Here is a 26289-nt window from a genome sequence, read left to right on the forward strand (position 1 = left end):
TATTATCCTCCTTGTTCAAGACCTTTCCAATGTTAATATCTCTGGTTCACCATCTGTGATGGCTATGGTATTCTCATAATGCGCTGCAAGGGAACCATCTACAGTAACTACTGTCCAATCGTCGTCAAGCCAGCCTACATAGCGCTGTCCCATAGTGATCATCGGCTCTACGCAGATTGTCATACCTTTTCTAAGCTTGGGACCTCTGAAAAACTTTTTGAAATTAGGAACTATAGGATCCTCATGTAAAGATGTTCCTATTCCATGGCCCGTAAGCTCCCTGACAATTCCATATCCATAAGGAGTAACATAATTGTCAATCGCTCTGGATATATCATGCAGTCTGTTACCTGCTCTTGCCTTCTTGATACCTTCAAAAAAGCTCTGCTTGGTAACATCAATTAGTTTCTGGGCTTCATCACTTATCTTTCCAACGCCCCAGGTTCTGGCAGCGTCCGAGTGATAGCCCTTGTATATAAGTCCTGTATCAAAGGTGACAATGTCGCCTTCCTGCAGGATCCTATCGGCACTTGGAATTCCATGAACAACTTCGTCATTCACAGATATACATACAGAAGCAGGAAATCCTTCATAATTCTTGCAATTAGGAATTCCACCCAGAGCCAGGATTGTCTTTTCACCAATCTCATCAAGCTCAAGTGTTGAGATACCGGGACGTATAGCGGCATGAAGTTCTTCATGAACCTTTGCCAAAAGCTGTCCGGACTTTCTCATAAGATCAAGTTCTTCATCTGTTTTTATTGTTATAGCCATAAATAAAACACCAAAATCTTATGCATTAAGAATATTAACGATATCGCTAAATACTTCCTGCATATCCTTTGTACCGTCAACTGTCTTTAAAATCTGCTTCTTATCATAGTACTCGATAAGAGGCTGTGTCTGCTCATGGTAAACAGAGAGTCTGTTCTGAACTGTCTCAGGCTTATCATCATCTCTAAGGACCAATTCGCTTCCACATTTATCACATATACCATCTACCTTAGGTGGAATGTGTTCAATATGATAAGTTGCGCCGCACTTAAGGCAAGCTCTTCTGCCTGACATTCTGCGAACGATATTCTCATCTGGAACATCGACATTCACAGCAAAATCAACCTTGTCTCCAAGTTTGGTCAGCTCTGCATCCAGAACATCTGCCTGTGGAATAGTACGTGGGAATCCATCAAGAACATAACCATTCTTGCAATCATCATTAGCTACTCTGTCGAGAAGTAACTGTACAGTAAGTTCATCTGGTACAAGAAGTCCCTTGTCCATATACTCCTTGGCTTTCTTGCCAAGCTCTGTTCCGTTCTTGATATTAGCTCTGAATATATCTCCAGTAGAGATATGAGGAATGCTGTATTTCTCAGCAATCATCTGAGCCTGTGTACCCTTGCCTGCTCCAGGCGCACCCAACATAATAATTTTCATACTTATTTCTGCCTCTCACAAATTTATTTGTAACACAAATTTGATTATATAAGAACAAAGAAGAGGTTGCAAGACTCGCTAAAAGCGAGTCCTGTGACCTCTCTCCAATTAATCTTAGTCTTCCAAGAAGCCTTTGTAATTACGTACCAGCATCTGAGATTCAATCTGCTTGATTGTCTCAAGAATAACGCTTACCACAATGATAAGGCTAGTTCCGCCGAATGAAACACTCGCACCGAATACACCATTAAAGAAGATAGGTAATACACCTATAATTGTAAGACCACATGCTCCGATGAAAATGATGTAGTTCAAAATGTTTGTAAGGTAATCACTTGTAGGCTTACCTGGTCTGATACCAGGAATAAAGCCACCCTGCTTCTTCATGTTATCTGCAATCTCAAGTGGATTGAAGGTAATTGACGTATAGAAATACGCAAAGAAGATAAGCAATAATATGTATACTACTAAACCAATTGAGTAGTTCCAGTGTGTTGGATTACACCAGTTACTCTGGTTAAGATATGCAATGAACTTGCCCCAGAAACCTGTTCCGTTATAGCCAACAAGCTGGCTGATAATGATAGGGAACTGGAATAAAGACATTGCAAAGATAATTGGCATAACGCCTGCAGTATTGACCTTGAGAGGAATCTCTGAACGATTTCCACCGTAAGTTTTCCTACCCTGAATCTTCTTGGCATACTGTACAGGAATCCTGCGCTCAGCGCCATTAAGAAGAACAACCAATACTACCATTGCAACTATAACTGCAAGAATGATTATAGCTGATACAACTCCCCTAGCAATAGGCTTACCATTTACGAACTGATCGTAAAGAGCCTTGATATCTGACGGCATTCTGGAAAGAATGTTGATAGTCAGAACTATTGAAATACCGTTTCCAACCCCATTTTCTGTGATTCTTTCACCAATCCACATCAGGAATGCACTACCAGCTGTAAGGGCTGCTACAATCTGTACTACAAGGAAAATAGACTGCTGTGTAAGGAAGCCTGTGTTCCTGTAGAAACCAATTGCCATTGCAATGGATTCGATAAGAGCTAAAGCAACTGTTACGTATCTTGTAAGAGCTGTAAGCTTCTTTCTTCCATCCTCGCCATCTCTCTGCCACTCTTCAAACTTTGGAATAGCAATAGTGAGAAGCTGAATGATAATGGAAGATGTGATGTATGGTGTAATATTGAGTGCCAAAATTGACATGTTCTCAAATGATCCACCAGTAAATCGATCCATAAAGCCAAAAGAATCGCTATCAGTAAGACTCTTGAACCAATTCTGGAATACTGATACATTCATACCAGGTACCGGAATTGCTGATCCTAATCTGATCACACCAAGCATACAAATAGTGAAAAGGATCTTCCTTCTTAATTCTTTGACTTTCAATGCATTCATTAGGGACTTTAACATTATTAGATCACCTCTGTTGTTCCACCAAGAGCTTCGATCTTTTCTTTTGCTGATGCGCTGAATGCATTAGCTTTAACCGTAAGCTTCTTAGTAAATTCTCCGTTGCCAAGAATCTTCACGCCGTCAAGTTCCTTCTTGATGATACCCTGGTCCTTGAGTGCCTGAATATCTACAACTGCTCCGTTGTCAAATACTTCAAGTGCGCTAAGATTAATGCCTACGATATTCTTGTGGTTGATGTTCTTGAAGCCTCTCTTAGGAAGTCTTCTGAAAAGTGGCATCTGACCGCCTTCGAAACCAAGTCTTGGAGCTCCTGAACGAGCCTTCTGACCCTTGTGTCCCTTACCAGCTGTCTTGCCGTTTCCTGAACCATGACCACGGCCTCTTCTAAAATTATCGCTCTGTCTTGAACCTTCAGCAGGTCTTAAGTTGGATAATTCCATGATATTCCTCCTTATAAAACCCGGAGCTCGTACCGCTCAGCGCAGCGCACTTCTATATTATACACCACTCGCGTATACATGGAACAGCTCCGGTCACAATTTTTGCATCTTTTTTGAGATTTTATTAAATCTCTTCTACCTTAACGAGGTGTCTGATCTGCTGAATCTGACCTCTTGTTGCAGAGTTATCAGGAAGTTCAACAGAACTGTTAAGTTTCTTGAATCCCATTGATTTAACTGTTGCTACCTGCTTTGGAATAGCTCCGATAGTTGACTTAACCAATGTGATCTTAAGCTTCTTATCTGCCATTGATTTTCTCCTTCTATTAAGCGGTTACTTCTGCTACAGATTTACCGCGCTTTGCTGCAACTTCTTCAGGTGTCTTTAACTGAGCAAGGCCATTGATTGTAGCATAAACAACATTCTGCTTGTTGTTTGAACCAAGTGACTTTGTTCTGATATTTCTGATACCTGCAAGCTCACATACAGAACGAGCAGGACCACCAGCGATGATACCAGTACCTTCTGGAGACTTCTTAAGTAAAACTTCAGCAGAGCCGAACTTACCTACGAAATCATGTGTAATACTGTTGTTCTCATCAAGAGGAACAGTAATGAGGTTCTTTGTAGCATCTTCCTTACCCTTACGGATAGCGTCTGGAATTTCTGTTGACTTTCCAAGACCAACACCAACGTGTCCATTGTTGTCACCAACTACTACAAGAGCTGTGAACTTCATGTTACGTCCACCCTTAACAACCTTAGTAACACGCTTGATGGTTACAACTTTATCTGTCAATTCGAGCTGACTTGCATCTACGATATTACGCTTCATTTTGTGTTTTCTCCCTTCTTAGAATTCCAAGCCAGCTTTTCTAGCAGCCTCGGCCAATGCTTCTACCTTACCGTGGTAGATATAACCGCCTCTGTCAAATACAACGGCTTTGATACCCTTCTCGAGGGCTCTCTTTGCAACAACATCACCGATCTTTGTTGCAGCCTCAATGTCGTCTGTATTCTTAAGCTCAGCCTTGATATCTTTTTCAAGAGTTGAAGCAGATACAAGTGTCTTGCCGGCAACATCATCAATAACCTGTGCGTAAACGTGATTATTGCTTCTAAAAACAGCTAAACGTGGTCTTTCAGCTGTACCGCTGAAACGATTACGGATCTTCATGTGCTTTTTAACACGAATTTCCTGTCTGGATTCTTTACTAACCATTTTGCACTCTCCTTATCTATTATTTCTTACCAGTCTTACCAACTTTACGTCTGATAACTTCATCAGCATACTTGATTCCCTTGCCCTTATATGGCTCTGGAGCTCTCTTCTCTCTGATGATAGCAGCGTGCTGGCCAACCGCCTCTTTGTCGATTCCCTTTACTGTGATTACCTGACCCTCTACAACTGTCTCAACTCCTTCAGGATCAACAAGTTCTACTGGGTGAGAATAACCAAGTGTAAGAGAGAGTGTCTTGCCGTTTTTAGCAGCTCTGTAACCTACACCGTTTACCTCAAGCTTCTTCTCGAATCCCTCTGTTACACCAATAACCATGTTGTTAAGAAGGCTTCTTGAAAGGCCGTGTAAAGCTCTTGTCTTCTTCTGATCGTCTGGTCTCTTAACCTCGATCTGACCGTCTTCCTGTGAGAAAGAAATCTCAGCAGGGAAAACTCTTGTAAGGGTTCCCTTAGGTCCCTTAACAGTCACCTTATTATTTTCTGCAACTTCTACTGTTACTCCAGCAGGAACTGCGATTGGCATTTTTCCAATTCGTGACATGCCCGTACCTCCAATTTACCAAATGAATGCAAGAACTTCGCCACCAACCTGAAGTTCTCTAGCTTTTTTATCAGTTACAACGCCCTGGTTTGTAGAAATGATAGCGATACCAAGACCACCTAATACTCTAGGAAGCTCATCCTTGCCTGCGTATACACGAAGACCAGGTTTTGAGATTCTCTTAAGACCTGTGATAACCTTATCGTTTCTGTCAGCACCATACTTAAGAGTAATATGAAGATTCTTGAATGCTCCATCTTCAACAACGTCTAACTTCTTAATATATCCCTCGTCAAGAAGAATGTTTGCAATTGCAAGCTTCATCTTTGAAGAAGGAACATCAACAGTGTCATGCTTTGCAGTATTTGCATTACGAATTCTTGTAAGCATATCTGCAATAGGATCGTTCATTGCCATTTTAAAATTGCCTCCTTAATTATTTTTGCTTCGCCTTACTACTCCCCGAATTGAGCAGAGACACGAAGCCGCAACTCGCGCTTTTGTGTTTCTCAATACACTGAGTAATAATAATCTAATTTCTTTAAATTTAGTGGTCTCCATCCCAGACCACAATTATCAGCTAATGAAGTTCTGCTCTCAGGCAATAGCCTTTGTCAGAACAAACTAATATGCTAAGCTCGATGAAATCTCACTAAGCAATTAGTCTTTACCAAGATGCCTTACGTACACCAGGAATCTCGCCCTTGTATGCAAGCTCACGGAAGCAAATTCTGCAGATTCCGTACTTTCTGATGTAAGCATGAGGACGACCGCAGATCTTACAACGGTTATAAGCACGTGTAGAGAACTTTGGTTTCATCTGCTGTTTTAACTTCATGGATAATTTAGCCATGTGTTCTATTCCCTCCTATAATTACTTTGCAAAAGGCATATTGAACAGTGTAAGAAGCTCACGAGCCTCCTCATCTGTCTTAGCTGTTGTTGTGAAAATGATATCCATACCTCTTGTCTTATCAATCTTATCATACTCGATTTCAGGGAAGATAAGCTGCTCCTTGATACCAAGAGCATAGTTTCCTCTACCATCGAATGAGTTAGGGTTGATACCTCTAAAGTCACGTACACGAGGAAGTGCAAGGTTTACAAGACGATCAAGGAAATCGTACATCTTGTCACCACGAAGTGTTACCTTACATCCGATAGGCATACCCTCTCTCAGTTTGAAGTTAGCGATAGACTTCTTAGCCTTTGTAATAACAGGCTTCTGGCCAGAAATAATAGCCATGTCGTTTGCAGCGTTCTCAAGAAGCTTAGCATTCTCCTTTGCTTCTCCAACACCCATATTGATAACGATCTTGTCGAGCTTTGGAACTTCCATTACGTTCTTGTAACCGAACTTCTTTGTCATAGCATCAACGATCTCGTTCTTGTATAAATCCTTATATCTACTCAACGTTATATACCTCCTTTCTTAATTAGTCGATAACCTCACCAGTCTTTTTAGCGATGCGGTTTTTCTTTACAACCTTACCATTCTCATCCTTTTCAACTTTGAATCCGATCTTGGTAGGCTGTCCGTTATGAAGATACATAACATTTGAGATATCAAGCGCAGCTTCACGCTCAACAATTCCGCCATTAGGATTCTTTGCAGAAGGCTTCTCGTGGCAGATGGCCTTATTAACGCCTTCTACGATAACCTTTCCATTCTTCTGATCAACTGAAAGGACTTTACCCTTCTTGTTGATTTCACCACCGGCGATAACCTGAACCATATCACCCTTTTTGATCTTACTTGTTGACATATGGGCGCCTCCTTATAATACTTCCGGAGCAAGAGAAAGGATCTTCATGAACTTTTTCTCACGAAGCTCTCTAGCTACGGGTCCAAAAATACGTGTTCCCTTAGGCGTACCATCTTCATTGATAACAACAGCAGCGTTCTCATCAAATCTGATGTAGGAACCGTCCTTACGACGTGTCTCTTTAACTGTACGAACGACAACAGCCTTAACTACATCACCCTTCTTTACAACTCCACCGGGTGTTGCTTCTTTAACAGAAGCTACTATTGTGTCGCCGATTCTCGCATATCTTCTTGTAGATCCACCCATAACACGGATTGTAAGAAGCTCTTTAGCACCAGTGTTATCAGCGACCTTCAGTCTACTTTCCTGCTGAATCATGATATTTCTCCTTTATTTTATGATTACTTTGCACGCTCAATTATGGATACAAGTCTCCATCTCTTATCCTTGGAGATAGGCTTTGTTTCCATGACCTTAACTGTGTCACCGATACGGCACTCATTGTTCTCGTCATGAGCCTTAAGCTTGTAAGTTCTCTTTACGATCTTCTTGTAAAGAGGATGCTTTACATGGTCCTCAATGGAAACTGTGATGGTCTTATCCATCTTATCGCTTGTTACTTTACCAACACGCGTTTTTCTTAAATTTCTTTCCACGATTATTTCTCCTTATTTAGTATGAGGCTTAGTTAGCAGCCTTAGCATTCTGTGTGATTACAGTCTGGATTCTTGCAATATTTCTTCTTACTTCTTTAATTCTTGCTGTATTATCCAACTGGTTTGTAGCGTTCTGGAACTTAAGGTTAAAAAGCTCTTTCTTTGCAGAAACAAGCTCTGTCTGGAGCTCTTCAGCAGACTTAGCCAGAAGCTCTTCTACATACTTATTAGTTTTCATTAGATACACCGCCTTCCAAATCAGCCTTTGAAACGATCTTGCATCTGCAAGGAAGCTTATGTGTCGCAAGACGAAGAGCTTCTCTAGCATCGGCCTCGGCAACTCCGCCGATTTCGAACATTACACGACCTGGCTTAACAACAGCTACCCATCTATCAGTTGCACCCTTACCAGAACCCATACGTGTTCCGAGAGGCTTTAATGTGATAGGCTTGTCAGGGAAGATTTTGATCCAAACCTGACCACCACGCTTGATGAAACGTGTCATAGCAACACGGGCTGCCTCAATCTGGTTTGAGTTGATCCAGCAAGGCTCAAGCGCAACAATTCCGTACTCACCATAAGTGATTGTGTTACCACGAGTAATTTTATGAGCCATTGAACCGCGGAACTGCTTGCGGTGCTTAACTCTCTTTGGCATTAACATTATTTATCGCTCCCTTCCTTATCTGAACTCTCACCTGCTTTGGTTGGAAGTACTTCACCCTTGTAGATCCATACCTTAACACCAACCTTACCGTAGGTTGTATCTGCTTCAGCAAAACCATAATCGATGTCAGCTCTAAGAGTCTGAAGAGGAATAGTTCCCTCGCTGTAGAACTCTGAACGAGCGATATCAGCACCGCCAAGACGGCCAGAGCAGCATGCCTTGATACCAAGTGCATCTGTCTTCATTGTTCTGCTCATGCATGACTTCATTGCTCTTCTGAATGATACACGGTTCTCAAGCTGCTGAGCGATGTTCTCTGCAACAAGCTGTGCATCCTTATCAGGCTTCTTGATTTCCTTAATGTCAACAAGAACCTTCTTGTCTGTGAGCTTTGAAAGCTCCTTCTTAGTTACTTCGATTTCAGCTCCGCCCTTACCGATAACAACACCAGGCTTAGCTGTGTAAACGATAACCTTAACTCTATCTGATGCTCTCTCGATCTCGATCTTAGAAACACCAGCTGCATATAACTTCTTCTTCAGAAATTTTCTGATATTGTAATCTTCTACCAGATTATTGGCGAAATCTGCTGACTCAGCATACCACTTTGAGTCCCAGTCAGCGATAACACCAACTCTGAGGCCATGAGGATTAACTTTCTGTCCCATTTCTAGGTTCTCCTTTCAATTATCTCTCGTCCAAAATAACAGTCAGATGACTCATTCTCTTATTGATTCTGTATGCTCTGCCCTGTGCTCTAGGCTGGATTCTCTTCATGATAGGTCCGTTTGAAGCAGTGCACTCAGCAATATAAAGATTAGCTCTGTTCATACCTTTGTTGTTCTCAGCGTTAGCTACAGCGCTTGCAAGAAGCTTGTAGATTACGCTTGAAGCGTATCTAGGATTGTACTCGAGAATTGCAAGTGCAGTCTCTACATCCTTACCTCTGATAGCATCCATGACGAAGCATGCCTTCTGAACTGGTATTCTTGCATAAGATAACTTTGCAAAAGGTCTTGTTTCTTTATTGTCACGATTTCTTTCTCTTTTAATTTTAGATCTATGCTTGATCTCGTTTTCCATGGATTAAACCTCCTTTCGTCGAACAAATAATTAGTTTACGCTGCTCTTTCTCTCTGCGGGAGAATTTCCAGCATGTCCTCTGAATGTTCTTGTAGGAACAAACTCACCGAGCTTGTGTCCAACCATATCTTCAGTAACATATACAGGAATATGCTTTCTTCCGTCATGAACAGCAATTGTGTGTCCAACAAAAGACGGGAAAATTGTAGAACGACGTGACCATGTCTTAACTATCTGCTTCTGGCCCTCTGCGTTCATAGCATCTATCTTCTTGAGCAGGCTTGCGTCTGCAAAAGGTCCCTTTTTAAGTGATCTAGACATTTTATTCCTCCTTATTTGATGGCTTTACCGTTTCTTCTTCTTACGATGAGCTTGTTAGAAGCCTTCTTAGCCTTACGTGTCTTATAACCAAGAGCTGGCTTACCCCAAGGTGTGCTAGGGCCAGAACGTCCGATAGGAGCTCTACCTTCACCACCACCGTGTGGATGGTCGTTAGGGTTCATAACAGAACCACGAACTGTTGGGCGGATACCCATGTGACGTACACGACCTGCTTTACCATAGTTAATAAGGTTGTGATCACCATTTCCTACAACACCGATTGTTGCACGGCACTCGATAGGAACCATTCTCATTTCGCCTGAAGGAAGACGAAGTGTAGCATACTTTCCTTCCTTAGCCATAAGCTGAGCTGCGTTACCAGCTGAACGAACCATCTGTCCGCCCTTTCCAGGATAAAGCTCAACGTTATGTACGTTTTCACCGACAGGAATCTGTGAAAGTGGGAGGCAGTTACCAACACGAACTTCAGCGTTAGCACCGTTCATAACTGTCATGCCATCTGTTAATCCGTTAGGTGCAAGGATATAAGCCTTTGTGCCATCCTCGTACTGGATAAGTGCGATATTAGCTGATCTGTTAGGATCATACTCAATTCCGATAACCTTTGCAGGCATATCGTCCTTATTTCTCTTGAAATCTACGATTCTGTACTTAACTCTGCCGCCGCATCCGCGATGTCTAACTGTGATCTTACCCTGGTTGTTACGACCAGCCTTGCTGTTCTTTGAAACAACGAGTGACTTCTCTGGAGTAGACTTTGTAATCTCTGAGAAATCAGATCCAGTCATGTTCCTTCTGGATGGGGTATATGGGCCGTATTTCTTAATTCCCATGATTATTTCTCCTTTTTATTTATCACGTATCTAATGATTACTCATTTGGACCCCGGACTCAATCTGGATCCGTACGTATAGTTATTAGTTATGAATTAGAGTCCCTGGAAGATCTCGATGTCCTTGCTATCTTCTGTAAGCTGAACGATTGCCTTCTTTGTCTTAGCTGTGAAGCCTACGATCATGCCACGTCTCTTTCTCTTACCAGCAGCATTGATTGTGTTGACTTTAGCAACCTTTGTTCCCTCGAACATCTTCTCTACAGCTTCCTTGATCTGTGTCTTGTTAGCTTCAGGATTAACAAGGAAAGTGTACTTCTTCTCGCTCATGCCAGCCATGCTCTTCTCAGTGATAACTGGCTTAAGGATTACGTCATAATACTGTAAAGCTGCCATTAGCAATACACCTCCTCAATCTTAGCAACTGCATCCTTTGTAAGGACGAGTGTTCTAGCGTTTACGATATCATACACATTAAGTGTGTTTGTAAGTGTTGTGTTAGCCTCAGCAAGGTTTCTTGCAGAAAGTACTACGTTCTGATCATTGTCAGCAAGTACAACAAGTGCCTTACGTGTAGCCTTGAGGTTGTTCATAACCTCTGCGAATCTCTTTGTCTTGATCTCATCAAACTTGAGCTCATCAACTACAACAACGTTGTTGTTAAGAACCTTATCTGTAAGAGCAGACTTAAGAGCAGCTCTCTTCTCCTTCTTGTTCATCTTGAAAGAGTAATCTCTTGGAACTGGAGCGAATACAACTCCGCCACCCTTCCACTGAGGTGCTCTGATAGATCCCTGTCTAGCATGACCTGTTCCCTTCTGTCTCCAAGGCTTTCTTCCGCCTCCGGAAACTTCAGAACGTGTCTTTGCTTTCTGTGTACCCTGACGGTTGTCAGCAAGCTGCTGAAGAACTGCCAAGTGTACGAGATGTTCATTTACTTCAACTCCGAAGATAGCGTCGTTTAATTCGATCTTGCCAACTTCTTTGCCTTCCATATTGTAAACAGATACATTAGCCATCTGTATGGTTCCTCCTTTCGCGTTCTATTAGCCTACAACCTTAACGGTTTCCTTGATTGCAACAAGTCCCTTCTTAGGTCCAGGAATAGCGCCCTTTACAAGAATAAGATTCTTGTCAGCATCTACTCTAACAACCTCAAGATTCTGAACTGTTACCTTTACGCTGCCCATGTGACCAGGCATTCCCTTGCCCTTAAATACGCGGCTAGGATCTGAACTTGAACCATTAGAACCCTGATGACGGTGGAACTTAGAACCGTGTGCCATAGGTCCTCTGTGCTGACCATTCTTCTTAATAGCACCCTGGAATCCTTTTCCCTTTGAAACAGCTGTTGCATCAATCTTGTCGCCTTCTGCGAAGATATCAGCCTTGATTTCAGCGCCAAGCTCGTACTCAGCAGCGTTCTCAAACTTGAACTCTCTTACATATCTCTTGCAAGAAACTCCAGCCTTCTTGAAATGTCCCTGCTCAGCCTTTGTTGCGCCGTGACGATGGTAGATTGTCTTGTTACCGTTCTTGTCCTTGTTAACAACCTTTTCCTTCTTGTCAACAAAACCAACCTGAACAGCGCTGTAACCATCGTTCTCAACTGTCTTGATCTGTGTTACTACGCATGGTCCTGCCTGAAGAACAGTTACAGGAACCAGTGAACCATCTTCTTTGAAGATCTGGGTCATTCCGACCTTTGTAGCTAAAATAGCCTTCTTCATGTTTTTACCTCCTTATTACATCTACAGCGGATGCTTACTTCATTCGCAATGTCGCTTCAATTGCTCTTTGCAATTCTCCAGTTATCACGGCATCATGCGTCTCGCATCATACTAGTAGAGGTGAATGAATTGTTTCTTTTTATAATGAACAATAACCGGGTTGGCTATTATTTCATCTTGATATTGATGTTTACACCAGCTGGCATCTCGAGTCTCTGAAGAGCCTCAACTGTCTTAGATGTTGGTGTAATGATATCGATAAGTCTCTTGTGTGTTCTCTGCTCGAACTGTTCTCTAGAATCCTTGTACTTGTGAACAGCTCTTAAGATAGTAACAACTTCCTTCTTAGTAGGAAGTGGAACTGGTCCAGAAACCTGTGATCCGTTCTTCTTGACTGTCTCGATAATCTTCTTGGCAGATGCATCAACAAGCTGATGATCATAAGCCTTAAGTGTAATTCTCATTACCTGATTTGCCATAAAAAAAGTCGCCTCCTTTTCGCACTTTTTGAATTAAGTACGACAAGCGGTGACTGTACACTCTCCCGTGTGTGTCCAAAACTTCATTATAAACAAAGTTCTCCCGAACACTTTGCACGTCGTTTCTGCCTTGGGTTAAGTCGGCAGACTTCAATTTACTGTACAGTGACTTGTCGTCAGTTTGTTTGGCCTTTAAAGCTGGCCCTAGACATTCGCTCCACGGAAAACCTGCTCAACTGGATAAGCAGCAACCTCACGCTTCATAGCTATCATGTCACAGCGTTTATGAGTATAAAACATTTTTTTCTGATATGCAACTACTTTTTTAAAATTAATCACTTTTATCGCAAAATCAGCGTTTTTCGATTAGATTTCTTGATCTATTTTAATCTATTGACTGTTTTTAATGACTTAACCAAGAACAGATGTTAACATAATATGGCTCAAAAGACTATTATGGAACTATAAACATTTATTAAGACTTTATAATCATGTTTTCAATCTGATAAATATAGTTCATTATTATAGTTGATCATCATAGTTTCATTATTATATAGAAATAATTATAGGAAGGAATACATTTATGTGGATTGCAGACGGATGGAAAGACTACGAGGTAATAGACACTTCAAATGGCGAGAAGTTAGAACGCTGGGGTGACTATATTCTTGTACGTCCAGATCCTCAGGTTATATGGAATACAGACAAGAAGCATTTTGGCTGGAAGAAATTCAACGGTCACTATCACCGCAGCAACAAAGGTGGCGGTGAATGGGAATTCAGAAATCTCCCTGAAGAGTGGTCCATTAATTATAAGGATCTTACATTTAATCTTAAGCCCTTTAGTTTCAAGCATACAGGACTTTTCCCAGAACAGGCTACTAACTGGGATTGGTTCTCTTCATTAATAAAGGAAGCAAACAGACCAATCAAAGTATTAAATCTCTTTGCTTATACAGGCGGTGCTACAGTATCTGCTGCCAAGGCTGGAGCCAGTGTAACTCACGTTGATGCCTCCAAGGGGATGGTAGGCTGGGCCAAAGAAAATGCGGCATCATCAGGCCTGGCAGATGCCCCTATCAGATATTTCGTGGATGACTGTGTTAAATTAGTAGAAAGAGAAATAAGAAGAGGGAACAAGTATGATGGAATCATCATGGATCCGCCTTCATACGGAAGGGGTCCAAAGGGTGAAATCTGGAAGATTGAAGACAGCGTATTCCCGTTCATCAAGGAAACTGCGCAGCTTCTATCTGATAAGCCACTTTTCTTTTTGATCAATTCATATACAACAGGACTTCAGCCTGCAGTATTATCTTACATGCTGCACACAGTTCTTGACCCTATACACAAGGGCACTGTAGAAGCTCAGGAAATTGGTCTTCCCGTCAAGAGTAATGGGCTCGTGCTCCCATGTGGTGCAAGTGGCAGGTGGACAGCTCTATAAACTTGGCATAAAAAAGGACGATTCTCGTGAATCGTCCTTTTTTATCAGTCATGTAACCTTATGTCTTCACTTGCATCAATCTTCTCTCTGATCTGCTGCATTCGAAGGTCCAGCTGATTGATAAGATCTGCGCTAAACTTAAGGTCATCAGAAATTACGTCCTGATTCTCTATATTCTTTTTATACTTCATTTGATGTTCGAGGCTGGCCCAGAAATCCATCGCTATAGTTCTAAACTGAACCTCAACCTTCATATACTCTTTTTCCTGAGTCAGGAAAATAGGTACTTCTATAATAAGGTGCAAACTTCTATAGCCGCTTTCCTTGGGACTTTCGATATAATCCTTTTTCTGGATAACTGTTATATCATCCTGATTAGCCAGGCAATCTGCAAGCATATAAATGTCGTCCACAAATGAGCAGATAACTCTGATGCCTGCTATATCTGAAAGATTCTCATTTATATTTTCGATAGTAAAATCAACGCCCTTGCCAGCAAGTTTCTGATAGATGCTGACAGGAGTCTTTAATCTCATTTTAATTGATTCGAATGGATTTCTGTTATTTCTAAGTGATAGCTCTTTATTAAGTACATCCAGCTTAGTTCTAACTTCTGATAATGCGCAATCATATTTCATCATCAGAATCTGAAATTCTTTTACCTGGTCCTTAAGCTTGAGAACTTTTTCAACATCATCTAGAGAAACATTCTCCACCGAAGTTAAGTTGTCTAATTCTTCCAATTCCTCTAATTCCTTCATTCTCCCTCTAATCATAGTAAAATCTATACCTGAGTAGTCAATATGCTCTAATGCCATAGACTTCACTCCCCTTTCATTGCTTACTTCTATGCATAGTATACCAAGATTGTTTTAACTATCTGTGAAGATAATATTAAGTTTTTCTTACCGCCATAAGCCCAAAATTCCGCGTAGCAAAAAGCCACGCGGAATCCTCATAATAAACCACAATCCCCTATTTAACTTGTATCACCTGGCTTCTGCCAGTCTTTCAGGCAGATCTGCCAATGAAACCACACTATAATCTATCTCGGCTCTAGGCCCTGCCAGCATCTTATACTTGGTAAGAATACGTCTGTAAACTATCTTGCAGCTCTCTTTGCTGGTTCCAACCAGTAAAAGAAGGTACTGTGAAGATGAATATTTGCAGTAGGTGTCACCCTGTCTTAGAGTATAAGAAACTGCTTCCTGAAGAAGTCTTCCTTTTGTTTCTAGCTTGCTCTGATTAGAGATCTTTTTACCCTCATAGTCCACAAGAGTAAGTAGCATCATATAAACAGACTGGCCAGTTCTCTCCATGTTACGGCTCAGAATGTGGTAAGCATCGATAAAGCTAGGATACGAGCAGTCATAAGCTCCACTACTGTGCCCTGCTACATTCTCGCGATGTTCCAGAATATCATCACGGATCTGCAATATCTTACTGGGCATGTTGGTGATCTGGCGGCTCATCTTATTGTAGCAATCCATCAAATCGTTACTAGGTGTTACTCCTAGTTCATCAGTGTAGTACCTTACAGTTTCGTTGTATACCCTGTATGCTTCCTTGTAGCTGTCCATTCCTATAAGCGCATTAATCTCACCAATCTGCCACTCATCATCAGGATAAAGATCTGCTGCCTTCTTGTAGATCCTAAACATGGATTCATAGTCTTTTCTCTTGTTATAATACTCACCAAGAGCAACAACACACTCTGAATACATCTTCTGAAGCTGTACACTCTTTATGATGACCCATTCCTGAGTTGAAAGCTCTGGCAATAGTTCTGACCTGTACAGATCAAAGGCTTCCTTATAGAGTTTCATCTCCTCTGCCTGATCATTAGCCTCTCTAGCCTTGGTGACCAGATCAAAAAAATCCACGGCATCTGATGTGATTTCCACATTTTCATCAGTGTAAAAAACACCATCCACATTCACTACATAGTCGCAATCAGGAAGTCCCGATTTCTTGAGCTGTTTGTGCATCTGATAGATGAGATTGTTGAAACTATTGTTGAGATTGGACTGTTCTTCCCGGTCGTAAAGAATATTCATAAGGCTATCCTTAGATATTCCATCTTTGCCGCTAAGCCACACTATTTCCAAAAGCTGTATATATTTAGACGTCTTGTTCTTGCCTATAGAAATACTTTTGCCTTCATAAGTAATAGCAAGACCGCCAAATAATTGTATTTGCAGTTTTACCTTTTTTCCATTAGTCATACCAATACCCCTATCGGTCAACCTATCTTGTTGCAACTAATTTCTTTGTCAGTAAAATCTTCTTTGTTGCCACTATAGCAACATACACCTACGCTTTCGCTGTGAAGATTACCACTATCTGCTGAGAATCTGGCCCATTTGCAGCACCAGCATTCTTTCATAGGAACCAGTGCTCCATCGTCAGGCTCCCAATGCTCACAATAGTGGTTCTCTCTCACAAGCAAATAGCCTTCATTGTTATATATATGATCCATACCGCACTCCTCATAATCATGAAGACATTTTGTTTCTATAATAATACTCTAGCATGAAAATTTGTTTCACAATCATAATTGTCGCAAAATGAACTTTTTTTGTCGTAGATTGTATTTTTTATGATTCACTGAGCAATAGTGGAAAGGCAAAAGAAATATCGTCTTATCCTTCAGCTCCTGCAATAGTAACGTTTTCAAGCTTCACAACTGCCGGAACAACAATGTTGTTATACTGTTTAAGTTCCTTGGAAAATCTGGCATTTTTCATAAGTTCATTTAAGTTTCCTGAAACAGATCCTCCGCTCACAATAGTTACCTTATCTCCATCATGAAGATATGCCAGACGTATTTCTCCTGCTATGTCGCCTGTAATTTCATCTACGCCAAAATCAGAAAACTCAACTGGTTCAAGATACTTGCCGCATCTAAGCTCAGCTTCAGTACTGCTGCCGCCCTCAGCTGCAAAGTTTCCTACGATAAATGAATCCTTAACTCCCATATAATGGCGGAACTGGCAATCGCCCCAATAATTCTGAGCCACATTGTCTTTTATAATGTACATGTCATGAACTGGAGATCCTTCTGAATCCACTGCAATATTATTAGAGGAATTAGGAAGTTCTTTTACCGCCTTGATTGTGATCTTGTCACCCGTAACGTCTTCAAGAATCTCTTTGCCGGCTTCAAATTTGGAATAACCCATAAATTTGTAGGCTGCATGCATGTTCATAGCTGCCCATTGGAAAAGAGCCTTAGCATCCTCTGTTGAGAAAAGAACTGTAGCCTTTTCGAGATTTGGTGTAGGCTTAGTAACAAGCCTGTCCTTACCAAACTTGAGCGTATCCGTGATTTCTTTTACCAGATGATCCTTGTCGCAGGTGCCAGCCTTGTACATCCTATAAAGCTCGATCTCATGCTCCTTATTCTTGGCATTAACAACAACCTCTACCATAGAATTAGGGTAGGTTACAGTAACATCAACGCCCTCAGAATTAATGAATCTTCTCTTGCAGCTCTCAGCAAAAATCTCGTAAGAATTGATATACTCTCCGTCAGTTTCAGGAACCTGCTGCATTGCTTCTATGAACTCTTTAGCTATCTCCTGCGGATCGTAGGTCTTGTTTTCAACCTGCACCGTTTCCTTGGTAAGCTCATAGTATGGATTAGGTGCAAAGGTTGCTCTCTCTGAAAGCTGCTCAATAATCTTTTTAGCTTCTTCCACTGTTGCAGTTGGTGCGATTTCCTCTGAAGCCTTGCCAAGAAGCTTTCCATCCTGAAGCTTTCTGAAAACATCAACCTGAATGTGCTCTACGTCGCGAACCCTGTTCTGGTCTAATTTATGGCCAATGAAGTAAAACTCCCAGGCCTGTGTAACTTTATCTGTAATAGCCCAGGCATCAGCACTGGACTCTTTTAATAATTCAATGATCTTGTCTGTCATATTCCCCTCCCGGCATCAACCTAATCTTGCTCTGCACTTAAGGTATGGGCCACCATCAACTGTCTTGACCCACTCTTTGTGACCTTTACCGCACATTCCACTTCCAAAGGATACGTAATCTTTACTTGTCATGCTGATAGATTTGAGAAGATCAGGCACATATCCTGTAAGAATGACTGGTGCAACAACCTTGCCAGTAAGCTTACCATCAATGATCTCATATCCTCTTGCGATAATACACTGGATTCCCCAATGCTTTGGATCTTCCATTCCTGAGAAGAATCCAGACAAAAGATATCCCTTCTTAATAGAAGCTATCATCTCTTCCTTGGTACTTACGCCACTGTCAAACATAGTGTTTGTCATTCTGGTGTAAACCTTGTGTTCAAAGTTTTCTCTTTTACCATTTCCTGTAGGAACTGTTCCAAGACGCAGAGCTGACAGAGCATCACAAACGCCAGTTTTCAATATGCCGTTCTGAATCTCTACTACATCCCCAGCAAGTGTTCCCTCATCATCAAATGCATAGCTTGATGCATCCTTGCATACAAGGGCTCCCTCATGCATTGTTACTATATCTGAGCCTACTCTCTTGCCAATATACTCCTGGCCAAGCGCTCTCTTTTTTACGAACATATCCATTTCAACGCCATGGCCAAAAGCCTCATGGGCGATAAGGCCAGTAACCTCTGGAGTTGTGATAACATCGTATTCGCCTGGGATCACGCGCTCAGCGCCAAGGTTAGCTGAAAGCTCCTCATAGGTCTTTTCCGGATATTCCTCAAGGCCATCAAATATAGCAGGGCCTTCTCTGTCAGAAAGAGCATTATAGGCCTGATCAGTCTTGCCGTTTCTAGAACCCACCATTAATAGACCTGCAGTAGAGTAAACATAGCTCTGGCGAAGGTCTCTGTTAGCTGTAAGGAACATCTTGCAGATATGGTTAGACTCAGCATTAACAGCGCAGTCAATGATCTCATCAGACAGAGCCTTTCCTCTGTCACTTATCTTCTGGAGTTTCTGGATAAGTGCATCAAGATCTGCATCCTCTGGCATATCTGTAGTTTCCATTTCCACAAACAGCTCCTGTGGCTCATCAGAAAGTTTGTCAGTAATGTAAACTTCTGACTCTGTCGCCTTAAGCACCTCTAACTGGCTATCTAATGCCTTCTTTATCTTGGCAGCCATCTCTTCTACCTTAGTAGAATCAAATAAGTTAAAAGCATACTCGCTGTAGAGGCCGTCCTTGTATACCCTCACAACATTGCCTCGCTCTGTTACCATTGTCTGGCCTGCAATGACCTTAACCTTCTGTGAAGCTCTCATTTTAAAGCCAACAGTATCGGTAGCAAGAACGCTTACATAATCGTAGCTCTTGCCAAGCTCGGCTATAAGCGCCTTAAGACCAGGTGCCATTTCAGTTAAATAAGTTGAAAATTTAGCCTTCATATATATCCCCTTTCAAAACTTTTTGTCACGTACATTCGTCAATTCCTCTCATTATATAAGAAAAAAAAAGGAAACTCCCACGCAATCACCATTATAATTGGGAGTTTCCTTGCTTGCAATTATTATTTTAGTCCTTTAAAGTTTCAGCACGTTGTATCAGTCAATTTTATCAACACCATTGCATTTATCGATTACATCAATTGTCCCATCTTCGTTGTAGGAAAACTCCGCTACGCAGACGCTTCTGTGGAAGAGACTTCCTCCAGGAAGCTCTCCTGTATGGTAAAAGAGATATGAATGCCCCTTAAAATCAGCAATTCCAGGATGGTTTGTAAATACGCCGCCCTCCTCAGTCATGAGGACACCGCCATAGGTCCATGGGCCTGTAGGATTCTTTGAAGTTGAATATGCAAGATGCTCATTCTGCCTGCCAACTCCAAAGGCTGCATAAACCATGTAATATAGGCCATTTCTCTTATAAAACCAAGGGCCCTCGCCGTAGGATGTGCCTGTATCGTGGCTTCCCTTTGCAAAAGCCTCCTCTGTCATAGGAACCTTTACTATTCCAATTTCCTTGTTATAGGAGATCATATCCTCATTTAGAAGGACATACCTAAGCTCCGGATTTCCAAAGTACAGATAAGCCTGGCCATCATCATCGATAAATACTGTAGGATCAATATCATTCCAGTCTCCTTCATCAACAAGTGGATAGCCAAGATCCTTAAAAGGTCCTACAGGTGAATCAGAGATTCCTACAGCAATTGCCATTCCGCCATCTTTCTTGTGCACAGGGCAGTATAGATAAAACTTGCCATTTCTCTCTATTGCCTGAGGCGCCCAGGCTCTTGTGTCCGCCCACTCAATATCATCAAGTGAAAAGATTGCTCCGTGGTCTGTCCAGTTCACCATATCCTTGGTGGAAAAGCAGCGCCAGTCCTTCATTGTATAAAAATCATTTTCCAGCTCATCCTCATCATGTGTGGTATAAAGATATAAAGTATCCCCATACACCATTGGCGCTGGATCCGCCGTATAAATGTCCTTTATTATTGGATTCTCATGAAAACTCTTTTCTCCCATTTTTCTCTCCTCCTTTATATATTCAAAAATTGAATCAGGTCCTCGCAAAACGATGGACGTGTCCTGCTTTCACAAAATGACATTCACAATAGCGCTTTGAACCACTCTCGAAAGTGCAAACAAGCCTCCCATAGCCAGAAAACTCACAAGCCAGAAAACAAGCACATTATACTTAAACTCTCTCCAGCATTTGGAAATCCTGAAAAGTGCTATAAGATAAAAAGCTATAAAAACGATCATCACCAGTGCAAAGACCTGATAACTAAGCAGCATAAAGATAAATATCCCCACCATTGTTCCTGCCCAAAGCTTCATCAGTGAATCCTTGGGATGCTTGTCTGTAACTTCAAGCGTCTTTTCAGAAATCTCATCTACGTCCATATAGATTTTTTTGAAATTGATAGTAAAACGTCCGTCGAAATCCTTTATCTCTTTTGCTTCATAATCTACATCATCGCCCCAATTACCCATAACTACCCTCTCTGAATATTTATTTGGTACTGACTAATTATACAAATAAAAAAAGCAGTGCACTCTTCAAAATGAAATATGCACTGCTCAAATACTGCTATTTTAGGCCCCAGAATGGACCCGGTTCACTTAAAACAATGATAATTCTTCCATACCCATGCCTCTTATTAGCAACACTTAATTCCAATCGCAGTAAACTCACCAGGCAGCCTTTCATCTTCCCATGAAGGGTGCTCATCAAACTGTTTTAAAGAAAATCCATTTCTTAGCATAGAATTTATGATTTCACTTATCGTGTATTTCCTATAACTGCATTTAGGCATGCTTTTTCTTATTTCTTCGTCATAAAATCTGGCATGTGCCATTTCACCTTCAAATATATCAGTAGAGAAATAGCTCCCCGTGGGCTGTTCCAGCTTTAAACTATCATAGATTTTTGTAAAAGGATGAAAATCACTGCAGATTATCTTTCCGCCTGGCTTAAGAATAGCATTCATCATTTTCATAAACTCATCTATATCGTGAAAATAGTGAAGTATTCCTCCCTCCATGAAAACTACATCAAAGTATTCAGCATACCTACCAAGGTCTATGTCAAGCACATCCCCAACTTCAAAAGTAATCTCAGTATTTGCAGCAGCTGCTGCTTCCATCGCATACTTTTTGTTATCTTCAGAAATGTCAAAAATAGTGACATCTGCCCCAAGAAGTGCCAGCGGAATTGCTTTCTTTCCGCAAGATCCGCAGATATTTGCAATCTTTATATCTTCAAAGGAATCAAAATATACGGCATATTTTTTGAGCATTCCTATTGGATCCGCTATATCCTTCTGTGCTCTTTCTTGTGGTGTTCCGCTTGTCTTAACCCAAAAGTCATAGGCATCATACTCCCATGCTTTTTTATGCTGCTCACTATAATCCCGCATCTACAATCCTCCCATATATAGCTATGCTTAGAATATTAGAAAATACCTATATTTTAGCATAACCATTGGTTTTCTCCTATAAAATAGCTGTATTTGAGAACATCTCCGCAATATTTAAATATCATCTTAAATCGTTAGTAAAGCAAAAAGCTTCAAACCCAGATAAATTCTAAGTTTGAAGCCATATATCTGAAACAGCACCTTGCCCCCGTCTGTAATAATCTGTTGTCCTATTTCTTCTTTTACAATTCACACATTGTCCTTGGCTATTCCAGTTCAACCGCATATCCTTACTCAGCCTTCTTTTATACACTTCCATACTTCCAGAAGCTTTTCCATATTCCAGGCTGCATTGGCAGGACTTGTCGATGGAAGACATACTGCTTTTCTATTTATTTTTTTCTCAATATATTTCTTATAATATTTCTCAGCAGTTTTTCCATTGACATAAATAGCCGTAATCTGCGCATTATCCAGGATCACAGAAAGATCATTGGGCAACACATTCTTTATGCTTGAATCAGACGATCCTTCTATATCACAACTGGCTATCACATCCCAAACTGCTATATGATTCCTTAGCAAAAGAGCTTTCTTCTCTTCTACTGTAGTTGGAATAGCCTCACCGTATATCGATGCTATCACCTTCCAGAATCTATTCTGTGGATGCCCATAAAAAAACATTGCTTCTCGTGACTTTACCGACGGAAAACTGCCTAAAATCAGTGCTTTTGATTCCTTATCAAAAACCGGATCAATAGGATGAACAATCATTATCTGCCCTTTCGTAACTTTTTCTTGCAATGACTCGGCTTCCAGTATGCAAAATTTGGAACCCTCGTTTAATATACATTGAGATAACGACAAGTAATATTCCGTTTCATCTTTTACAATTCATTCATAATGATTTTCAAAAGATCCACTATACCAATATCTTGTCTGGATTCATATTTCTCAAGTTCAGCCATATCATCTTTTCCAAAAGAAATCAGTCTATCAACCTCATTACTGCCTGTCTCCTTCTTAAAAGAATCAAAGTCATGTTGAATTGTTTCTGAATCAAGGCTTGAATAAAAAACAAATGGAAAGCCATACTTATTGTCATTAGTAACAAGATATGATTTGCCTATATCAGTAACGCTATCCCTGATTTCCTTTCCAACCTCTTCTTCAAGCTCTCGAAATGCTGTCACTAAAGGTGATAGTTTACCTGCAATAATCCTATCAGAAGGGTCCATAACTCCACCTATTCCCTGAATCTTTCCCACAAACTCTGAGCCTATGCCGTTTAACGAAACAAACAGCTTTTTGTCAGATGAAACTAATATGCAACCTGCATACATACTTCTACATGCATACTCTCCAATGTCCTTGATCTCACTGTATTTGTAATGAGCATAATCAGAGGGCTCACAGGTTATCGTAACTATGCCGTCATCATTTTCCATATTGATTACAGAATATAACGCCCCATTAAACATCCCTGGGTACTTTGCTGTAAGTTCATTCCAGTAAACGTGTACTCCTTCTTCAATATCCTTAGGAAGCTCTCTTGCTTCCACTTCTTTTATTTTAAGTTCTTTTATTGGAATGATTTTAGTCATATTTGTCTTCGCTTTCTATGTATTTCTTGATTTCTTCGGCAGTCCTTATCACGTTCTCAATATCCGCATCAGAAGCATTATCTTTGGCAAAAGCGTTGATATCACGCAGATACTGCAACCCATATCCAAATTTTTCCAACATCCACTCCTGATTAGGAAAAATCCATATATGAAAGTGCTTGGAGCGTTCTTCCTGAACCAATGTAACAGTTTCGGCAATTTTCAGCTCCTTTATAGCTCTTTCTGCAATTGCTATTGTATTTCCTATCTCAGTTCTCTCGTCTACAGTTAATTCCGCAAAAGACTGAATATGTCTTTTACTTGTAATTATTAGAAACCCGGGAATTGGAATCTCAGGATCTGCAGCAAGAATAATCGACTCCCCGTCATAAATAATTCCCCCAGGAAGTTTCACCTCGCCACGCACAATTGCGCATCCTACGCACTCAGACTTAATTTCATTCCCCAAAATATCTTTTCTGTTCATAGTCTCCCCTTTGCATATTAGTTTTCAACTATAAGGATAAAGCATGCCCTTAGGGCAAGGTCAATACTCATAAATCTGTAATGCAAAAAGTATTGCCAAAATAGAGACTCCATCCTTTGTTTCATTATTCCTAAGAAGTTCTTTTACCTGAGATATTTCGTATTATCAGTATTAGTGATGAACTTTAATCTTCCATCTACAAACCTTATAAATTTATCATAGTCGCGAAAGAATGTTTGTCTCAACTTTTCAGCTGTTTGCAGAGCCCTGTCGTATTGTTCTTTACTTATATCTCTATTTTGAAGGGCTTCGTCCAATTCATCCCTGTCATCTACTTTCACATATCCATCCGGATATACCACAAGATCAAGATAGCAGTCATAAAAGAATGGAACGCCATCATCGTCAATCCCCTGACTATCGATCATATCGATATAGCTTACCTGTATATTGTAATCACTGTCCATCATGACAGTAATGCAGTAATAATCATCTTTGGGCATTATAGTCAGCCACTTGTAACCATTATCACAAACAGTTATTGTTTCATCCTTATATTTCCATTCCTGTTTTTGAGATACCTCTTCTATTGAGAGAAGTCCAACATAACCATTGAAATCAGATGAGTTTTCAAACGTACCTTCTCTATGCTTTTTGATCATTGACTTCCATTCATCATAAACCACTCTACATTTGTACATTTAAGCTATCCTTTCTGTATCTTTTTCTTCTGTCTATGTAATCCTCAACTTCTTTTCAGCAAATCAATGAAGTCTGCCATATCCATCTCCCCAATTTCCTGTTTATCCTGTTCAGCGTCACGCTGTCTGACAGAAACAAGACGGTTATCCTTTTCTTTTTCCCCGACAATTATCATGTACGGAACCTTCTGCATTCTTGCTTCGCGAATCTTAAAGCCAAGCTTTTCATCACGATCGTCTAGTTCTGCACGTATTCCCTCTTCATAGAGCTTTGCCATGATTTCTTTTGCATAATCAAGGTATTTATCAGATACTGGCAACACCTTAACCTGCACAGGTGAAAGCCAGACAGGAAATTTACCGGCATAGTGTTCTATCAATATACCCATGAAACGATCTATTGAGCCAAATACAACTCTATGAAGCATGATTGGGCGATGCTCCTTACCATCTTCGCCTATGTACTCAAGATCAAATCTCTGCGGAAGCTGGAAATCAAGCTGTATTGTTCCGCACTGCCATGTTCTTCCAATAGAATCCTTCACATGGAAATCAAGCTTAGGCCCGTAGAATGCGCCATCACCTGACCATCTCTTTGTAATACTTTCATAATGTGTTGCTCCTTTCTAGAATAGATTATTAGTATCTGCAACAACATAAGAAATAGTGTTTTTCAAACTAAAAAAGCACCCAAAAGATCCATTGATCTTAAGGGTGCATGATGCACGGTTCCACCTTAACTTTTCACTTCAGATTCTAACAAATCCTATCCTTTGACGCAGGCATACGGTAACGCTTACTGATGTTCAGCATTACAGCTCAGGAATGGTTTTCGTCTGTTATCCTCATAAATGACTTCCACCAAATGTCATTCTCTCTGGATGATTCATCGCAAACTACTCTTTCCGTCAACGCTTTTCTTATGTTATTGAAATGATTCTGTGAAGCCTCACACGACTAAAGTCGCGTGCTTCCTATTGCCACAATCTACGTTGTGGTTGCCTTTTAGGGCATCGGACTGCGTTTCTGTCCATACGGCTAAAACTCAGTACTTAGGCAACTAATATGTTGTCTAAGACCGCATTTAAGCTAATAAGGTCAGCCAACGTGCAGGTGCTTCTCTTAGAGCACTGAGGGACTTTAGCCTCAATGTCCAACCTGTCCGTCACCGAACAGGATTTAAAAATTTCTCGTATATAATAGCGGGCTGCTATATTATACGAAGCGTTAAGATCACAGTTGTATGTTTTGCCATTTTGAAATTTACACAAACTATATGTTGGCATATCTGCGTCCTTACCTCGAAGAACTCTGCCACTGCCATCGAAAGCAAGTCGTGATGTCCCCCATGCGCAAATATGAGATATCCTCATACAAAGTCTGTGAGCCTTGTCTGTTACCATAGATTGCACGTACTTTGCCTTCCACATATGGAGCTTTTGTTTCTTAGAGCCACGCTTTTTACCTGCAAGGTCCAAGTGTTCAAAAACTATGGTGTCAGCATTGTACATTACGGCTGTATCTATGATAAAGTTAGCTGTTTTAA

37 protein-coding genes, 2 pseudogenes and 1 other annotated feature are annotated in these 26289 nt (G+C 40.8%); of the genes and pseudogenes, 1 reads left to right on the top strand and 38 read right to left on the bottom strand.

All coding sequences use genetic code 11. The annotated features are described in order from the left end of the window. Nucleotides 1-15: 15 nt before the first annotated feature. The 24 genes from map to rpsJ form a co-directional block, all read right to left on the bottom strand. Nucleotides 16-774 carry a type I methionyl aminopeptidase gene (map, locus tag G631_RS0114220; protein WP_026490018.1) on the bottom strand — a complete coding sequence of 253 codons (759 nt, stop codon included), beginning with the start codon at nucleotides 772-774 and terminating at the stop codon, nucleotides 16-18. Nucleotides 775-792: 18 nt separating this feature from the next. After that, complete coding sequence (locus G631_RS0114225; RefSeq protein WP_026490019.1) at nucleotides 793-1437, bottom strand: adenylate kinase; 645 nt, start codon at nucleotides 1435-1437, stop codon at nucleotides 793-795. 114 nt (nucleotides 1438-1551) lie between these two features. Further along, nucleotides 1552-2871: a preprotein translocase subunit SecY gene (gene secY, locus G631_RS0114230; protein WP_026490020.1), complete on the bottom strand. Its 1320-nt coding sequence runs from the start codon at nucleotides 2869-2871 to the stop codon at nucleotides 1552-1554. 2 nt (nucleotides 2872-2873) lie between these two features. Then, complete coding sequence (gene rplO, locus G631_RS0114235; RefSeq protein ID WP_026490021.1) at nucleotides 2874-3314, bottom strand: 50S ribosomal protein L15; 441 nt, start codon at nucleotides 3312-3314, stop codon at nucleotides 2874-2876. Between the two features lie 124 nt (nucleotides 3315-3438). Then, nucleotides 3439-3624, bottom strand: a complete 186-nt coding sequence (gene rpmD, locus G631_RS0114240) for a 50S ribosomal protein L30 (protein ID WP_013280014.1) — start codon at nucleotides 3622-3624, stop codon at nucleotides 3439-3441. A gap of 16 nt (nucleotides 3625-3640) precedes the next feature. Further along, the gene (gene rpsE, locus G631_RS0114245; protein ID WP_013280013.1) at nucleotides 3641-4150 is read right to left on the bottom strand and encodes a 30S ribosomal protein S5; all 510 of its coding nucleotides are present in this window, start codon (nucleotides 4148-4150) and stop codon (nucleotides 3641-3643) included. An 18-nt stretch (nucleotides 4151-4168) separates the two neighbouring features. After that, on the bottom strand, nucleotides 4169-4537 hold the full coding sequence (gene rplR / locus G631_RS0114250; RefSeq protein WP_026490022.1) for a 50S ribosomal protein L18: 369 nt from the start codon (nucleotides 4535-4537) through the stop codon (nucleotides 4169-4171). Between the two features lie 19 nt (nucleotides 4538-4556). Further along, the gene (gene rplF / locus G631_RS0114255; RefSeq protein WP_026490023.1) at nucleotides 4557-5096 is read right to left on the bottom strand and encodes a 50S ribosomal protein L6; all 540 of its coding nucleotides are present in this window, start codon (nucleotides 5094-5096) and stop codon (nucleotides 4557-4559) included. Between the two features lie 15 nt (nucleotides 5097-5111). Next, nucleotides 5112-5513, bottom strand: a complete 402-nt coding sequence (gene rpsH, locus G631_RS0114260) for a 30S ribosomal protein S8 (RefSeq protein ID WP_026490024.1) — start codon at nucleotides 5511-5513, stop codon at nucleotides 5112-5114. A 250-nt stretch (nucleotides 5514-5763) separates the two neighbouring features. Then, nucleotides 5764-5949, bottom strand: coding sequence for a type Z 30S ribosomal protein S14 (locus G631_RS0114265; RefSeq protein WP_026490025.1), 186 nt, complete (start codon nucleotides 5947-5949; stop codon nucleotides 5764-5766). Nucleotides 5950-5970: 21 nt separating this feature from the next. Beyond that, on the bottom strand, nucleotides 5971-6510 hold the full coding sequence (rplE, locus tag G631_RS0114270; protein ID WP_013280008.1) for a 50S ribosomal protein L5: 540 nt from the start codon (nucleotides 6508-6510) through the stop codon (nucleotides 5971-5973). A gap of 22 nt (nucleotides 6511-6532) precedes the next feature. Further along, entirely contained in the window at nucleotides 6533-6862 is a 330-nt protein-coding gene (gene rplX / locus G631_RS0114275; RefSeq protein ID WP_026490026.1) for a 50S ribosomal protein L24, read from the bottom strand. Nucleotides 6863-6874: 12 nt separating this feature from the next. Beyond that, entirely contained in the window at nucleotides 6875-7243 is a 369-nt protein-coding gene (rplN, locus tag G631_RS0114280) for a 50S ribosomal protein L14 (protein ID WP_013280006.1), read from the bottom strand. Nucleotides 7244-7266: 23 nt separating this feature from the next. After that, nucleotides 7267-7521, bottom strand: a complete 255-nt coding sequence (gene rpsQ, locus G631_RS0114285) for a 30S ribosomal protein S17 (RefSeq protein WP_013280005.1) — start codon at nucleotides 7519-7521, stop codon at nucleotides 7267-7269. Between the two features lie 28 nt (nucleotides 7522-7549). Continuing rightward, complete coding sequence (gene rpmC / locus G631_RS0114290; RefSeq protein WP_013280004.1) at nucleotides 7550-7759, bottom strand: 50S ribosomal protein L29; 210 nt, start codon at nucleotides 7757-7759, stop codon at nucleotides 7550-7552. Continuing rightward, on the bottom strand, nucleotides 7749-8186 hold the full coding sequence (gene rplP / locus G631_RS0114295) for a 50S ribosomal protein L16 (RefSeq protein ID WP_026490027.1): 438 nt from the start codon (nucleotides 8184-8186) through the stop codon (nucleotides 7749-7751). Before rplP ends, rpmC begins: the two co-directional genes overlap by 11 nt. Beyond that, nucleotides 8186-8857, bottom strand: coding sequence for a 30S ribosomal protein S3 (rpsC, locus tag G631_RS0114300; RefSeq protein WP_026490028.1), 672 nt, complete (start codon nucleotides 8855-8857; stop codon nucleotides 8186-8188). The genes rplP and rpsC overlap by 1 nt, the downstream gene beginning before the upstream one ends. Nucleotides 8858-8876: 19 nt before the next feature. After that, nucleotides 8877-9272, bottom strand: coding sequence for a 50S ribosomal protein L22 (rplV, locus tag G631_RS19360; protein WP_035789867.1), 396 nt, complete (start codon nucleotides 9270-9272; stop codon nucleotides 8877-8879). A gap of 30 nt (nucleotides 9273-9302) precedes the next feature. After that, a complete protein-coding gene (gene rpsS / locus G631_RS0114310) occupies nucleotides 9303-9593 on the bottom strand; it encodes a 30S ribosomal protein S19 (protein ID WP_013280000.1) in 291 nt (96 codons plus the stop codon). An 11-nt stretch (nucleotides 9594-9604) separates the two neighbouring features. Beyond that, complete coding sequence (gene rplB / locus G631_RS0114315; RefSeq protein WP_026490030.1) at nucleotides 9605-10447, bottom strand: 50S ribosomal protein L2; 843 nt, start codon at nucleotides 10445-10447, stop codon at nucleotides 9605-9607. Between the two features lie 95 nt (nucleotides 10448-10542). Beyond that, entirely contained in the window at nucleotides 10543-10842 is a 300-nt protein-coding gene (rplW, locus tag G631_RS0114320) for a 50S ribosomal protein L23 (protein ID WP_026490031.1), read from the bottom strand. Next, nucleotides 10842-11465 (bottom strand): 50S ribosomal protein L4, encoded by a 624-nt coding sequence (rplD, locus tag G631_RS0114325; protein ID WP_026490032.1) that lies wholly within the window; start codon nucleotides 11463-11465, stop codon nucleotides 10842-10844. The genes rplW and rplD overlap by 1 nt, the downstream gene beginning before the upstream one ends. Before the next feature lie 27 nt (nucleotides 11466-11492). Further along, on the bottom strand, nucleotides 11493-12176 hold the full coding sequence (gene rplC, locus G631_RS0114330; RefSeq protein WP_026490033.1) for a 50S ribosomal protein L3: 684 nt from the start codon (nucleotides 12174-12176) through the stop codon (nucleotides 11493-11495). A gap of 167 nt (nucleotides 12177-12343) precedes the next feature. Next, a complete protein-coding gene (gene rpsJ, locus G631_RS0114335; RefSeq protein WP_013279995.1) occupies nucleotides 12344-12655 on the bottom strand; it encodes a 30S ribosomal protein S10 in 312 nt (103 codons plus the stop codon). A 583-nt stretch (nucleotides 12656-13238) separates the two neighbouring features. On the opposite strand from rpsJ, the gene G631_RS0114340 reads away from it, so the two are divergent. Beyond that, a complete protein-coding gene (locus tag G631_RS0114340; protein ID WP_026490034.1) occupies nucleotides 13239-14102 on the top strand; it encodes a class I SAM-dependent methyltransferase in 864 nt (287 codons plus the stop codon). A 44-nt stretch (nucleotides 14103-14146) separates the two neighbouring features. Here G631_RS0114340 and G631_RS0114345 read toward each other — a convergent pair whose 3' ends face one another. The 14 genes and pseudogenes from G631_RS0114345 to G631_RS21205 all read right to left on the bottom strand — a co-directional run. Continuing rightward, nucleotides 14147-14920, bottom strand: a complete 774-nt coding sequence (locus tag G631_RS0114345) for a GTP pyrophosphokinase (RefSeq protein WP_081671370.1) — start codon at nucleotides 14918-14920, stop codon at nucleotides 14147-14149. 171 nt (nucleotides 14921-15091) lie between these two features. Next, nucleotides 15092-16327, bottom strand: coding sequence for a bacterial transcriptional activator domain-containing protein (locus G631_RS0114350; protein ID WP_026490036.1), 1236 nt, complete (start codon nucleotides 16325-16327; stop codon nucleotides 15092-15094). A gap of 17 nt (nucleotides 16328-16344) precedes the next feature. Then, complete coding sequence (locus tag G631_RS0114355; RefSeq protein ID WP_026490037.1) at nucleotides 16345-16581, bottom strand: hypothetical protein; 237 nt, start codon at nucleotides 16579-16581, stop codon at nucleotides 16345-16347. Nucleotides 16582-16744: 163 nt separating this feature from the next. Then, nucleotides 16745-18022, bottom strand: coding sequence for a metallopeptidase TldD-related protein (locus tag G631_RS0114360; protein ID WP_026490038.1), 1278 nt, complete (start codon nucleotides 18020-18022; stop codon nucleotides 16745-16747). A 15-nt stretch (nucleotides 18023-18037) separates the two neighbouring features. Then, nucleotides 18038-19471, bottom strand: coding sequence for a TldD/PmbA family protein (locus G631_RS0114365; RefSeq protein ID WP_026490039.1), 1434 nt, complete (start codon nucleotides 19469-19471; stop codon nucleotides 18038-18040). 156 nt (nucleotides 19472-19627) lie between these two features. Then, nucleotides 19628-20554, bottom strand: a complete 927-nt coding sequence (locus G631_RS19365; RefSeq protein WP_051197285.1) for a glycoside hydrolase family 43 protein — start codon at nucleotides 20552-20554, stop codon at nucleotides 19628-19630. A 69-nt stretch (nucleotides 20555-20623) separates the two neighbouring features. Next, nucleotides 20624-21025 carry a hypothetical protein gene (locus G631_RS0114375; protein WP_026490040.1) on the bottom strand — a complete coding sequence of 134 codons (402 nt, stop codon included), beginning with the start codon at nucleotides 21023-21025 and terminating at the stop codon, nucleotides 20624-20626. A gap of 167 nt (nucleotides 21026-21192) precedes the next feature. Next, entirely contained in the window at nucleotides 21193-21951 is a 759-nt protein-coding gene (locus G631_RS0114380) for a class I SAM-dependent methyltransferase (protein WP_026490041.1), read from the bottom strand. Between the two features lie 294 nt (nucleotides 21952-22245). Continuing rightward, nucleotides 22246-22725 carry a DNA-deoxyinosine glycosylase gene (locus G631_RS0114385; protein WP_051197288.1) on the bottom strand — a complete coding sequence of 160 codons (480 nt, stop codon included), beginning with the start codon at nucleotides 22723-22725 and terminating at the stop codon, nucleotides 22246-22248. Nucleotides 22726-22838: 113 nt separating this feature from the next. After that, entirely contained in the window at nucleotides 22839-23555 is a 717-nt protein-coding gene (locus tag G631_RS0114390; RefSeq protein WP_026490043.1) for a hypothetical protein, read from the bottom strand. Then, the gene (locus G631_RS0114395) at nucleotides 23548-24042 is read right to left on the bottom strand and encodes an HIT family protein (RefSeq protein WP_051197287.1); all 495 of its coding nucleotides are present in this window, start codon (nucleotides 24040-24042) and stop codon (nucleotides 23548-23550) included. The genes G631_RS0114390 and G631_RS0114395 overlap by 8 nt, the downstream gene beginning before the upstream one ends. A gap of 143 nt (nucleotides 24043-24185) precedes the next feature. Further along, entirely contained in the window at nucleotides 24186-24743 is a 558-nt protein-coding gene (locus G631_RS0114400) for a DUF402 domain-containing protein (RefSeq protein WP_026490045.1), read from the bottom strand. 44 nt (nucleotides 24744-24787) lie between these two features. Continuing rightward, nucleotides 24788-25327, bottom strand: a pseudogene (locus tag G631_RS0114405) (His/Gly/Thr/Pro-type tRNA ligase C-terminal domain-containing protein); the annotation flags it as partial. 123 nt (nucleotides 25328-25450) lie between these two features. Then, nucleotides 25451-25664 (bottom strand) — a binding site (T-box leader). A 131-nt stretch (nucleotides 25665-25795) separates the two neighbouring features. Next, nucleotides 25796-26289: pseudogene (locus G631_RS21205) on the bottom strand (IS200/IS605 family accessory protein TnpB-related protein); the annotation flags it as partial.

The sequence above is a fragment of the Butyrivibrio sp. XBB1001 genome, assembly GCF_000424505.1.
Classification (GTDB): Bacteria; Bacillota; Clostridia; order Lachnospirales; family Lachnospiraceae; genus Butyrivibrio.